Origin of the sequence: Acidithiobacillus caldus ATCC 51756 (assembly GCF_000175575.2) — a bacterium.
Classification (GTDB): Bacteria; Pseudomonadota; Gammaproteobacteria; order Acidithiobacillales; family Acidithiobacillaceae; genus Acidithiobacillus_A; species Acidithiobacillus_A caldus.
Genome location: NZ_CP005986.1, coordinates 1,239,125 through 1,252,531 on the forward strand (window position 1 = coordinate 1,239,125; position 13,407 = coordinate 1,252,531).

Here is a 13,407-nt window from a genome sequence, read left to right on the forward strand (position 1 = left end):
GAGTTTTTACCATGATGCGCTCCTTGTATGTAGCAGCAACTGGGCTTGAAGGTGAGCAGACGAAGATGGATGTCATTGCCAATAACCTGGCGAACGTCAATACCACCGGTTTCAAGCAGTCACGCGCTGTGTTTCAGGATCTCCTTTATCAGAATCTACGCCAGCCCGGTGCGCAATCGTCCCAAACGACCCAATATCCCTCTGGGCTGCAATTGGGTACCGGAGTGCGGGTGGTGGCGACGGAGCGTCTCATGACCCAGGGTAATCTCACGAGCACGGGCAATGCCCTGGATCTCGGTATCAATGGGCAGGGGTTTTTCCAGATCATGCAGCCGGACGGCACCATCGCCTATACCCGCGACGGTACCTTCCAGCTCAATAATCAGGGCCAATTGGTCACCAGCAATGGGTATCTCCTGCAGCCGCCGGTGACCATCCCTCCCAACGCCCAGAGTATCACCATCGGCACCGACGGTACGGTATCGGTGGTTCTGCCGGGACAAAGCCAGCCGCAACAGGTGGGGAGCATACAGCTTGCCAATTTCATCAATCCCACGGGCTTGCAAAGCATCGGAGACAACCTGTACCTACAGACGGGTTCATCGGGTGCACCGCAAACGGGACAGCCCACCCTCAACGGACTGGGCTCGGTGCAACAGGGCTATCTGGAGTCTTCCAATGTCAATGTGGTATCGGAACTCGTGGACATGATAGCGACCCAGAGGGCGTACGAAATCAACAGCAAGGCGGTGTCCACCTCGGATTCCATGTTGGGTTACGCCATCCAGAATCTCTGAAGAATCCCGCCCTGGAGGGAACTCGTGAACGCGACACCGTCTGGCTCAGCCGCCTGGCTCCGTGGAATTCTGCAGCTGACGACGCTGCTCTTGGCCGTCCTGTATCTGTCGGCCTGTGCCGAGATGGGTGGCGGTCATCGCAATCTCAAGCCATTGCAGCCCCTCGCCATTCCGGCGGAGCCTGCATCGCTGAATGCCCATCCGGCCAATGGCGCCATCTGGCAGGACGGCACCAATGTCTCCTTGTTTTCGGATAATCGAGCAAACCGGGTGGGTGACCTCATCACCGTGTTGATTCAGGAAAACTCCAGTGCCTCCAACAACACCAACACGGCCATCAATACGTCCGACAGCCTGTCGGCGGCACTCACGAATTTCTTTGGCATCACACCGGCTTTTGGCAGTGTAGCGGGGAAGGCTTTCAGCCCGAGCATGGGTGCTACCAGTGGCCAGAAATACGGTGGCACCGGTGCGACGACCCAGAGCAACACCTTTACGGCTACCCTGGAAGCGACGGTGGTGCGCGTCATGGGTAACGGTAATCTGGTCATCGAAGGCTCGAAGGAAGTCATGCTCAACGGCGGCCATGAGTTCATTCGCGTCGCCGGGGTGGTGCGTGCCGCCGACGTTACCCCCCAGAATACCGTTTACTCCACACAAATTGCCGATGCACGGGTGGAATACAGCGGCGATGGGACCATATATTCCGCCGCCCGCATGCCGTGGCTGGCACGATTCTTCCTTTCTCTCTGGCCGTTCTGAGAGAGGACATGGCTATGCTTGGAATACTTCGTGGTGCCGGGGCGACGCGATCGCTGGCGTTGCGGATATTGCTCCTGGGCGCTCTGGTGGGCTTTGGTATTGCCCCCGTGGCGGCAGAGACGGTGCGCAACCTGGTCTCCGTGGGTGGTGTCCGCAGCAATCAGCTGGTGGGTTATGGATTGGTGGTGGGCCTCAATGGCACAGGCGATCAGGCCACTCAGGTCCCCTACACCACACAATCCCTGCTCAACATGTTTCAGCGTCTGGGGATCAATCTGCCACCTTCCGTTGCCACCAATCTGCAACCCAAGGACGTCGCTGCGGTCATCGTGACGGCGCACCTGCCGCCCTTTGCACAACCGGGGCAGACCATCAACGTCACGGTATCGGCGGTGGGTAATGCCTCCAGCCTCGCGGGGGGTACCCTGTTGATGACGCCCCTCAAAGGCGCTGACGGGCAGACCTATGCCGTCGCTCAGGGGAATATCATCGTCAGTGGATTTGGTGCCAGCGCCAACGGAAATTCGACTCAGGTGAACGTGACCACTGCGGGCACGATTCCCAATGGAGCCAATGTCGAGCGTGCCGTGGCCAGCGGTTTCGATCAGCCCGGTCCATTGCAGTTGCAGCTGCATACCCCGAGCTTTACCACGGCAGCACGCATTGCCGATGTCATCAATCAGCGCCTCGGCTATGGCGTCGCGCAAGCGGTCAACGCCGGGGTGGTACAGGTTCAGGCGCCGGCGGACCCCAATGCGCGCGTCAATTTTTTGTCGATCATCGAAAATCTGTCGGTGGATCCCGAAGCTCCCATTGCCAAGGTGGTGGTGGATGCGCGCAGCGGCACGGTGGTGCTTGGACAGAACGTGACTCTGGGGGCCTGCGCCGTCGCCCATGGCAATCTCTCCGTGACCATCTCCCAAAAGTATCTGGTGAGCCAGCCCAACCCTCTGGGTGCCGGGCAAACGGCGGTGGTGCCGGATACCAACGTCAAGGTGAAGCAGCCTCAGGCAAAGCTGCTCATGTTCGAGCCTGGGGTAACCCTGGAGGCCGTGGTGCGCGCGCTCAATGCCGTTGGCGCAAGTCCGAGCGATCTCATCGCCATTCTGCAGGCCATGAAGGCAGCAGGTGCGCTGCACGCGCAGTTGGAGGTGATCTGATGTCCGGATCTGCTGTCTTGCCTCAGACGACCACCACGGTTGCCGGCAATGCACTGAGCTTTTCCGGCCTCGATCGCTTGCGCGAGGAAGCGCGCGCCCACGACCCTGCCGCCATCCTGGCCGTGGCCAAGCAATTCGAATCGGTGCTCTTGCAGGAACTCCTCTCCAGCATGTCCAAGACCTCCTTTGGGCCCGATCTTCTGGGAGAAAATGCCGGCCCCATGTACCGCTCGCTCTTCAACCAGCAAATTGCGCAGAACATAAGCGAGGGCAAGGGAATTGGCCTAGCCAGTACGCTCGCCAAAGAAATAGGCAGTCGTTATGGTCTTCATTGGGGTCGGACGGAGTCGGGTGATAGAGCGAGTGCTGCGGCGGATGGCACTTTTGCCGCACCAGCGCGCAACCTCGGGCTAGCCTCGCCTACTCCCGAGTCCGCAGCCATGGCCAATGCCCAGGATGTCGCTCAACCCTCTGCGAGCCTGGTTCAGCGCGCCAAGGCCTTCGTCCAAAGGATTTTGCCGGCGGTGCAGAGTGCTGCGCAGCAGCTGGGGGTATCGCCCGTCGCCATTCTTGCCCAGGCGGCTCTGGAGACGGGTTGGGGTAGCCACGCCATGGGCCACAACCTTTTTGGTATAAAGGCGGGGGGTGACTGGAAAGGGGCGAGCGCCAGCAGTTTGACCAGCGAGTTTGTGCAAGGCATGCGCCAGGTGGAGCAGGCGAGCTTTCGCGCCTACGACTCGTTCAAGGCCAGTGTCGAAAACTATACGAACTTGCTGCTGCACAGTCCGCGCTATCGTGAGGCCCTCGGCCAGGGCCAGGATATCGCTGCCTTTGCCAGCGCCCTGCAGGCTGGGGGCTATGCCACGGATCCCCACTATGCCAGCAAAATCGTGGCCATTGCCCAGAGCCCGTTGATGCAGCAAGTCCTGGCACAAACCGATTTGGCGGAGAGTCCTTGAGTTTTCATTACAGCGTGACGTTAAACCGTATGTGGTCCGGTAGGGAGGAATGGTCTCCATGGATGCGGAGAAAGAGGAGCTGGAGACGGTCCTGGCGCTGACGGCGATACTCCGGGATCGTTTGGCGCGGCTCGACGATGCGGCGCTCACCTCCGCATCCGGGTCGGCGCAGGAGGCGGCCTTGCTCCTGAAACTCGGCTCATTTGCTACCCCGCGGCGATCTCCTCCTTCTCCCGCCTTGCAGAGGGCCGTGTTGGAGTTGCAGGAAAAGGTTCAGGGGTTGGATCACCAATTGCGCCTGCGAATGGCGGCGGTGACCGCCGGCCTGAAAGCGCTGGCGAATGGCGTGGATGGACCGTCCAGTCCATCCCGGGGCGTGGGCCGATCATTGGGGAGTGCCTAACATGTCCGGTGTCAGCGGAATTCTCAGCAGCGCCTTGAGTGGCTTACAGGTGGCTCAGGATGCCTTGCAGGTTACCGGCAACAACATCGCCAACGTCAATACGCCCGGTTACAGTCAAGAATCCGTGGTCCAGTCCAGCCTGCCGACGACCTTTCTGGGCGGGCAATACTACGGTAACGGTGCGCAGGTCAGCTCCGTTCAGCGCGCCTACAGCAGTTTTCTTCAGTCCCAGGTCTGGAGTGCCACTGCCCAAGCCAGTGGCCAGAGCACCCTGTCCACTTCTTTGCAAGGATTGCTGGGCACCCTGAGCGGCGGTGCCATCGCATCCTCCATCAACCAATTCTTTTCCGGCGCGGCTCAGGTGGCGGCAAGCCCGGAGAGCGTCCCGGCGCGTCAGGCTTTGCTCAGTAATGCGCAGTCCCTGAGCCAGACCTTCAACTCCCTGGCCCAGCAGCTCGACTTCATCAATACGGGAGTCAATCAGCAGATTTCCCAGTCGGTGCAGGAAATCAATACCCTGAGCAATGGGATTGCCCAGCTCAACAGCCAGATAGCGTCCTTGCAGGGGCAGGGAAACGGTAACCCCAACAGCTTGTTGGACCAACGCGATCAGCTCATCACCGAGCTCAATGCCCAGGTGGGGGTGCAGGTCCTGCCCCAAAGTGGCGGGCAGGTCAACGTCTACCTCAGTAACGGCCAGGTACTGGTGGCCGACAGCAAAGCCTTTTCCCTCCAGACCCAGCCCAATCCTTACGACGGCCAGTCCCTGAACGTGGGCTATCTCGGCCCCAATGGTGGACCCGGCGCCGATATCAGCACGGGACTCTCGGGGGGTGTCCTGGGAGGACTCCTGCAGTTTCGCAGTCAGTCGCTCATACCCGCCCAAAATGGTCTCGGTCTACTGGCCGATGGTCTGGCGGCCTCCGTCAATGCGCAGCAGGCCCAGGGCCTGGACCTCAATGGCAATCCCGGTGCGCCACTTTTCCAACTCGGGGGAGTGCAGATTTTTGCTCACCAAGGCAACACCGGCAGCGCCAGCGTTTCGGGACAGATCCGTGATGTCGCCGCACTGACGGCAGACAACTACATCGTGAGCTACCAGGGCAGCGGGCAGTGGTCCGTGCAGGATCAAAGCACTGGACAGATCTTGAGCAGCTATAGTGGCTCGGGTACTCCGCCATCCGGGACTTTTTCCGTACAAAGCTCGGGGGGCGCGCAGGTATTGTCCTTCGCGGGGGTACAGGTGAGTGTGTCCGGCAACCCAGGCAATGGTGACCGCTTTCTGGTAGAGCCCACCCATCTCGGTGCGGTTTCACTGCAAACGGTGCTGAGCAATCCGGCGCAGATTGCCGCAGCCAGCCCCTATGTCTCGAGCCCGGGTGAGTTGGTGAATGGTGCTTTACAGAACGCCAATCTGGGTAATCTCACGCTGTCCAGTGGGAGCTATGTCTCGACGGCGCCTTCGGGATCGACGGTGGTGTCCGGCCTTGCCAGTTTCCCGACTCCCTTGCAGATTACCCTGAGCTCTGGAGGCAGTTCCGGAAGCTCGGTGAGCTACGTCGTCAGCAGCGGCTCGGGAACGAGTTCCGGTGTAATCGCCACGGGTTCCGTTACCCTGGGCGGGAGTGGAAGCTTCATCGACATTGCCTACCCCGGAACCCCCGGGGGGTACTGGCAGGTAAATCTCTCGGGAAGCATGGCCGCTTCTGGTGATGCCTTTACGCTCAGTCCGGGCGGTCCTGGGAGCAATGGCAACGCCGCTGCCCTGGCGGCATTAGGCACAGACAGTATCCTCGGCAACGGCCAGAGCACCTTCAATGATCAGACGGCGCAGTTGCTGACTCAGGTGACTACCCAGGCCCAACAGGCCCAGAGCAATGCCCAGGCCCAGGGCAACCTGCTCAGTCAGGCCCAGGCGGCCCAGCAGTCGGTGTCTGGGGTGAACCTCGACCAGGAGGCCGCCAATCTCATCCAGTACCAGCAGGCTTATCAGGCGGCGGCCAAGGCCATATCCGTAGGCAACAGCCTGTTCCAGTCCCTCCTACAGGCTTTGTGAGGAGCGAATCATGCGCGTGAGTACCCCCGAGTTCTACCAGAGCAGCCTTTCTGGCCTGCTCAATCAACAGAGCACGCTGAACAATTTGTCTCAGCAGCTTTCCACCGGTAACGTGCTGATCGATCCCAGTAGCAATCCCGTGGCCTATGCCCAAACCTTGAATCTGTCGGCACGTATCGCCAATCTCAATCAGTACCAGCAGAGCAACAATTACGCCCAGCAAAACCTGCAACTGAGCAGCAGTACGCTACAGAGTGTGAGTACCCTCATCAATCAGGTACAGCAACTTGCCGTTCAGATGAACAACGGTACCGTCAATGGCAACGACCTACAGAATGCCGTCACGGCCATGCAGGGCAATCTTCAGCAATTGGTGCAGCTGGCCAACACCCAGGACGCTAATGGGAGCTATATCTTCGGCGGTTCCGAAAGCAATCGCCCGCCTTTCCAATTGCAGAGCAACGGCAGTGTGCAATATCTGGGGGACTCGGCCCAGAAGACACTGCAGATTGGCCCGGGGCTCAGCGTCCCGAGTTCCCAGGCAGGCAATGCTATTTTCATGAATGTTCCGGCGGGTAACGGCACCTTTACGGTGGTGCCCTCGGGCAGCAACTATAGCGCATCCTCGGGAGCTAGTAGCGGTAATGTCGGGACAACCACCTTGGGGCCGGGTGCGGTGGTGGATGCAAAGGCCGCCAACGATTTTTTTGTAGCCCAAGGCGGACAACTGGTAGTTACCATCAGTAACGGTACCTCCGGTCTCACCTATAGCGTGAGCAGCGGTGTGGGTAGTGGGATGGCGAGTTCTGGAATAGTCGCCTCGGGCACCTATACACCCGGTATGAGCATTTCCGTCCCCTCCGCCGGGGGCGCTAGCCCCATGCTCAGTGTGAGCGCGGCGGGTGAGCCGGCACCCGGACAGAGCGCGACATTCACCCTGCAGCCGGCAGGTACGCAAAGCATATTTCAAACCTTTCAGAATCTTATCCAGGCCCTGCAAGCGGGAAGTGGTTCTCCTGGAGCTAACACCCAGCGTGCCCAAGGCATCAGCAACGCTCTAGCAAACCTGAGTCAATTTCAAACCACGCTCCTCAGCACCCAGGCCACCATCGGCAGTGAATTACAGCAGGCGCAAAATGTCAGCAACCTCAACACCAATCTACTGCAGCAGTTCCAGACGACCCAAGGCAATCTGCAGGATGTCAGTTACCCTCAGGTCATAACCCAGTTCCAGCAGAGCAGCACAGCGCTGCAGGCGGCGCAGAAGGCGTTTGTGCAGGTGCAGGGGTTGAGTCTCTTTCAGTATATATGACGCCGTGTTGGTAACGCATGAGGGTGCGAGTAATGGCTGAGCAATACTTGTGGCAGGAACTCGACGCAAATCCCACGGACACAGTTTTGGATGCCTATCACAGCAATCCACGCACTGATCTTTTGAGCCTCCTGAAGAGAGAACCAAGACGAGTGCTGGACATTGGCTGTGCCGGCGGGGCTACTGGTAAACTGCTTATGCAACGATATAGAGCAGTAGAACTGTGGGGTATTGAGGCAAATCCTGCCATGGCCCGGATTGCGGCGCAGCATTACCATCGGGTCATTCCCGAACCGTTCGATAAGGTTGATCTCTGGGCGTATGGACTTGACTCAGAATCAGTTGATACGGTATTGCTCGCAGATGTTCTCGAGCATATGGCCAATCCATGGAAAGCGCTGGTCGCTCTGCGTTCGTGGCTTACCAGCGATGCGCAGATCTTGGTAAGCCTTCCAAATCTGAGAAATGCATGGATATTGGGTCAATTGGCAGCGGGAAGATTTCAATATGAATCCTCAGGAATACTGGATATTACACACCTCCGCTTTTTCACAAGAATTGAGGCAATCAGGATGCTTTCAGAAACGGGTTATAACATTGAGGATGTTCGATATGGCCCGGATCAGCGATTCCTGTCAACTCCGAAGCCATCGATATATCCCTCCGAAGTTTCCGCCGGGGGCATGACCATCCATGTGCAGTCGGAGGAGGAATATGTTGAACTAACGAGTCTGCAGGTATTTATTCGCGCTGGGAAACATCAGAGAGCATTGACAGAGGATTCTTTGTCCGGTACCTCGGATATTAGTGTCTTGCCTTGGGAGGTACTACACCAGGGCTCCGTAAAGGGCTCCAGTGTAGCCGTTCTGCTGCATCTATTTTATCCAGATCTTTGGCCGGAACTTTTTTCCCAGTTGCGCACAATTCCTGGCGCACCCGATCTGTACATATCGCTGTGTTCTGAATCGCGCCATGCACTCGTTGAAATTACGCAAGATTGGCCTTCGGCGAAGGTTATTTTGGTTCCCAATCGCGGGCGCGATATTGCTCCTCGCTTGCAACTGGCCAAACTGGCACAGGCGAGCGGTAGCGAATTATTACTGTTTATCCATGGTAAGCGATCGCCACACCTCAAGGACTTAAAGGAAGAGCATGTTAAAGGTACTTTCCTGGAGCATAGAGACGGAGATCGTTGGCGCCGGGAGCTTATCGGTCCACTTTGCCATAATGCAGCAGAAATCCTAGAGAAGTTTCGGTGCGAGCCACAGCTCGGAATGGTTGGTCCGGCCGGTTTCTGGATAAATTTGATGCCCGACGCGAATTTTTTGCTACTCCAGCAACTGACACAGAAACTGGGCCTGAGCATTTGTTTCGGACAGGATGGATTTTTTGCGGGAAGCATGTTCTGGGCGCGCGTTTCGGCCCTAGCGCCTGTATGGTCTGAGGTTGACCTTTCCTCGCATTTTGAAGACGAAACCGGGAAGCTCGATAAAACCCTGGCCCACGCCTATGAGCGAGTTTTTGCAGCTCAAGTTAGCAGATCTGGTTTCAGAGTGGAGGACAGCGATGGCAAACTTATGCTTGAACCAAGCCCCGACCCCCGTCCTTGGTTGACCGTTCGGCGGTGTCTTGAAGCAGAGCGGGTGTGGTCGCGGGATTGGCATCCTAATAGACAGATTAAGTTGGCTTATGTGTTATTGATTGGTGATAATCGAGGTCTGGAAAAGACGAAGCAAAGTATAGAACAGCAGTGGCTTGCGGTAGGCGATACTGCCTTGGTTCGCGCCGATGAGAGCGGACTGTTGGCTACGTTAAATATGATAGCAGCCTCCGAGGTCTGGGACTGGATCGCGTTCATTGACGCCGGGGATACGCTTTCGGCTGATGCCACGTTTCGTGTTGAACGAGCCATCGCTGATCACCCTGAATGGCAGGTCATCTACAGTGACGAGGACTCGCTCACAGCGGATGGGGAGCATGTAAATCCGCACTGTAAGCCTGACTTCAATATCGACTACTTGCGCAGTCTGCCCTATGTGGGTGGGCTTCTGGTCATTCGACGAGACCTTTTTCTGGAGCTCGGTGGTTTTGATCCGGCGGCGGATGGTGCGGAGGACTACGACCTGGTATTGCGGGCCTGGGAACGTGTTGGGGACGCTGGGATCGGTCATATTGCGGAGGTCTTATACCATCGACGTCAGGGAGGCGGGCATTGTCTGCTGTCCGTCCAGGAGATCCTTGCGGCGAGCAAGGCAGCGCTGGAACGGCATTTGCGGCGTTTGAACATCGCAGCGGAAGTTCTGCCTGGCCCCTTTCCGCCAGCCACCCGCGTGCGCTATCCGCTGACGTCGACGCCCGTGGTCTCCATCGTGATCCCTACACGCAATCAGTTGCCCATGCTGCAGCGTTGCGTAGAATCCGTGATCGAGAAAACGCGCTATCCCCACTACGAGATACTCATCGTCGACAACGATAGCGATGAACCCGAGGCGGTGAAGTATCTGGAGCTTTTGGCGGCCCAGGAAGAAAGTTTCGGTGGCAGGCTACGTGTTATTCGACATCCCGGAGCCTTCAATTTCTCAGCCATGAATAATCGTGCTGTGGACCTCGCACGCGGCGAGTACATCCTTCTGCTCAATAACGACACGGCCGTTTTGCACGAGGATTGGCTGGACGAGATGGTCAGTCAGGCACTGCGTCCGGAGGTGGGTATCGTTGGGGCAAAGCTGCTTTTCCCCGATGGTCGGATCCAGCATGCTGGGGTCATTTTGGGTTTGTGCGGTCCGGCGGAGCATCCCTTCATTGGTCAGCCCGCGGAATACCGCGGTTATTTTGGTCGTGCTATGCTCACCCAGAATCTATCGGCGGTGACTGGGGCATGTCTGCTGATTTCCAAAGCACTGTACCAGGCCGTTGGTGGACTGGACGAGCACGATTTTCGGGTGTCCTACAACGATGTGGATCTATGCCTCAAGGTTCGGGAGCAGGGCAAAAAGATCGTATTTACTCCGTGGGCGATCCTACTTCACGAAGGTTCGGCAAGCCAGCGTGGGGGGGTGGAAAATAAGCCGAATCCGGAGAAAGAGAAACGTTTTGCCGGCGAAAAGATGGCTTTTTACCGCAAATGGTTGCCGCAACTGGCTTTTGATCCGGCGTATAATCGGCACCTGAGTCTTGCGGGCAGTGGATTCCTTTTGGAGGATCAGGCGGCGCTCACCTGGGATCCCGCGTGGCGGCCGCGTCCGCGAATTTTAGTGCATCCGGCCGACCGGGAGGGCTGCGGCGAATACCGCATCATCGCACCCATGCGTGCCCTGCAACGCGCCGGACGGGTTCAGGGGTGGGAGACCATGCGCATTTTCGAGCCCGCAGAAATGGAGCGCTTTTCGCCAGAGAGCATTGTCGTGCAGCGGCAGATGGAATGGCCCCAGATCGAGGCCTTGGAGCGACATAAGGCGCTGAGCAGGGTGTTTCGGGTCTTTGAGATCGACGATCTGATCACCAATCTGCCAGTGAAGAGCCTGCACAAGGCCCATATTCACAAGGATATCGCCAAGCGCTTTCGCAAGGCTGCGGGTCTCTGTAATCGCCTGGTTGTGGCAACGGAACCCCTGGCCGAAGCTTATCGGGGTTTCAGCGACGAGGTCCGAATCCAGCCCAACTGTATCGAGGACGCCATATGGGGTGGCTTGTCCCCCAGGCGGCGGGGTGACAGCAAGCCGCGCGTGGGCTGGGCCGGCGGGATCGGGCACACGGGCGATCTGGAGCTGGTGGCCGATGTGGTCCGGGATTTGTCGAGCGAGGTGCATTGGGTGTTTTTCGGTCTCTGTCCGGATGCCTTGAAGCCCTATGTCCAGGAATTCCACCCCGGTGTGCCCTTGGCCCAGTACCCGGCCAAACTGGCGAGCCTCGATCTGGATCTGGCCATTGCACCGCTGGAGGACAATCCCTTCAATGAGGCTAAGAGCCATCTGCGGCTTCTGGAATACGGGATTCTCGGTTATCCCGTGGTCTGTTCCGATATTTTTCCGTACCAGGGCGACTATCCCGTCTGGCGGGTTGCCAACCGGTATCGGGACTGGATCAAGACCATCCGTGAGGTTCTGGCGGATCGAGAGACTCTTGCATCTGCTGGGGATGTGCTGCGGGAGTATGTGCGCAAGCACTGGTTGCTGGAGTCCCGTCTGGACGATTGGCTCGGCGCCTGGCTGCCGTGAGGCCCGCTAAAGTTTCCGTGCGGTGGTGTCGTTAAGGGGAGTGTAGGGAGGTTCCCTACGGTTTCGGCAAGGATGCCGGCTTATCCCTAAGAAAGGAGCACGACCATGTCTATTTCCGGTATCATCAACACCAACGTGTCGGCATTGAACACCCTCAATGCCCTCAACGGCACTCAGGGCAGCCTCAATACCTACCTGCAGCAGCTGTCCACGGGCAAGAGCATCAACGGTCCCCAGGACAATCCGGCGGGCTATGCCATTGCGCAACGCTTTCAGACCCAGATCAATGGTCTGAATCAAGCCATCTCCAACGGTAATCAGGGCGTTTCGCTGGTGCAGACGGCGACCGGGGCGATCCAGAATCAGACCAGCCTCTTGCAGCAGATTCGCACCACGGCGGTGCAGGCTGCCAACGCCTCCAACACCACTCAGGATCGCCAGGCCCTGCAAGGTGTCGTGAGCCAGTTGCTGGCCCAAGTACAGACCATTGCCACCCAGACCCAGTTCAACGGTCAGAACATCCTGGACGGTACCTTCGCCGGTGCTGCTTTCCAGGTGGGTGCGAACAGCAACCAGATCATCAATGTGTCCGTGGGGAATACCCAGAGCAATGCCATGGGGAATTACACCACGACCACATCCGGCACCATTTACGGCAGCAGCTCTGGTGCTTATGAAATGAATGGTTATGCGGCCGGTGGCGCTTTTACCGTCAGCTCCGGCGCGGTTGGTGCTGGTGGAGCGGGTAATTTCGTCAAAGGCACCACCCTGGGTGTCTCGGGATCGGTTGGATCTGCCGCAGTGACCGTCACCTCTGCCGATGAGTCGGCTTATAGCTTAGCCCAGAGCGTGAATCAGGTTTCGGCACAGACGGGTGTTTCCGCCTCCGCCTACACCAGCACGGCTTTTACTGTGACTACTACGGGCAGTATCAGCTTTACACTCAGTAACGGGAGCAGCGGCTCACCGACCAATGCCGTGAACATCTCCGCTACTGTCACCGACGGTCAGAGCGGCTTGAGCTCTCTGGTCACGGCCATCAACAACCAGGCGGCGATAACCGGGGTTTCGGCCTCGACGCAGACCGTCAATGGCACGCAGGAACTCGTATTGACCCAGAGTCAGGGGCAAAACATCGTCATCCAGGCGAGTTCAGGAGCAGCAACCAGCGGCCTGTCTTCGGGCTCCACGGCCGTGTTGCAGGCCGTCAACGGAACGACTGGTGCATCCATCGGTGGCACCCTGAGTTCCGGTGTCGGCGGCATGCTGATACAGGGTGTCGTGCAGTTCCAGTCCAGCTCCTCCTATGCGATCGGTAATGCCTCCGGTATCGGTTTCAGCTCGCAGGCAGCGTCGCTCAGCGGTTCCGCCATCGCCAATATCAATGTTTCCACGGCAGCTGGTGCGCAGCAGGCCATCTCCATCCTGGATCAGGCCATCAACTACCTGAATCAGCAGAACGGTGCTCTCGGCGCCATTCAGAACCGGATTCAGGCGTCCGTGAGCAACGATCAGACGACGGCAACGAATCTGCAGTCGGCGCAGTCGGTGGTGCAGGATGCCAACATCGCCCAGGCGACGTCGCAGTTGACCAAGTATCAGATCCTGCAGCAGGCCGGCATCTCGACCCTGGCTCAGGAAAATGCCTTGCAGCAGAGCTATCTGAAGCTTCTGCCCTAAGGGTAGTCGGAGTGTCTTTTCCTCCCGACCCTTGGTCGGGAGGATGCTGGCAAGAAGAGGT

Annotated in this window: 9 protein-coding genes; all 9 read left to right on the forward strand. The window is 58.2% G+C overall.

The features are described 5' to 3' along the window. Positions 1-11 precede the first annotated feature (11 nt). The 9 genes from flgG (at position 12) to ACAty_RS06155 (ending at position 13,346) form a co-directional block, all read left to right on the forward strand. Positions 12-797, forward strand: coding sequence for a flagellar basal-body rod protein FlgG (gene flgG / locus ACAty_RS06115; protein ID WP_004871964.1), 786 nt, complete (start codon positions 12-14; stop codon positions 795-797). Between the two features lie 24 nt (positions 798-821). Then, on the forward strand, positions 822-1,559 hold the full coding sequence (locus tag ACAty_RS06120) for a flagellar basal body L-ring protein FlgH (RefSeq protein ID WP_004871965.1): 738 nt from the start codon (positions 822-824) through the stop codon (positions 1,557-1,559). 14 nt (positions 1,560-1,573) lie between these two features. After that, positions 1,574-2,719, forward strand: a complete 1,146-nt coding sequence (locus tag ACAty_RS06125) for a flagellar basal body P-ring protein FlgI (protein ID WP_004871966.1) — start codon at positions 1,574-1,576, stop codon at positions 2,717-2,719. Then, a complete protein-coding gene (flgJ, locus tag ACAty_RS06130; protein ID WP_004871967.1) occupies positions 2,719-3,678 on the forward strand; it encodes a flagellar assembly peptidoglycan hydrolase FlgJ in 960 nt (319 codons plus the stop codon). The genes ACAty_RS06125 and flgJ overlap by 1 nt, the downstream gene beginning before the upstream one ends. A gap of 58 nt (positions 3,679-3,736) precedes the next feature. Next, entirely contained in the window at positions 3,737-4,081 is a 345-nt protein-coding gene (locus tag ACAty_RS06135) for a hypothetical protein (protein WP_004871968.1), read from the forward strand. Between the two features lies 1 nt (position 4,082). Further along, positions 4,083-6,137, forward strand: a complete 2,055-nt coding sequence (flgK, locus tag ACAty_RS06140; RefSeq protein WP_004871969.1) for a flagellar hook-associated protein FlgK — start codon at positions 4,083-4,085, stop codon at positions 6,135-6,137. Positions 6,138-6,147: 10 nt separating this feature from the next. Continuing rightward, the gene (gene flgL / locus ACAty_RS06145; protein ID WP_004871970.1) at positions 6,148-7,449 is read left to right on the forward strand and encodes a flagellar hook-associated protein FlgL; all 1,302 of its coding nucleotides are present in this window, start codon (positions 6,148-6,150) and stop codon (positions 7,447-7,449) included. Between the two features lie 32 nt (positions 7,450-7,481). After that, a complete protein-coding gene (locus tag ACAty_RS06150) occupies positions 7,482-11,666 on the forward strand; it encodes a rhamnan synthesis F family protein (protein ID WP_077272792.1) in 4,185 nt (1,394 codons plus the stop codon). A gap of 105 nt (positions 11,667-11,771) precedes the next feature. Further along, a complete protein-coding gene (locus ACAty_RS06155; RefSeq protein WP_004871972.1) occupies positions 11,772-13,346 on the forward strand; it encodes a flagellin N-terminal helical domain-containing protein in 1,575 nt (524 codons plus the stop codon). Positions 13,347-13,407: the final 61 nt, after the last annotated feature.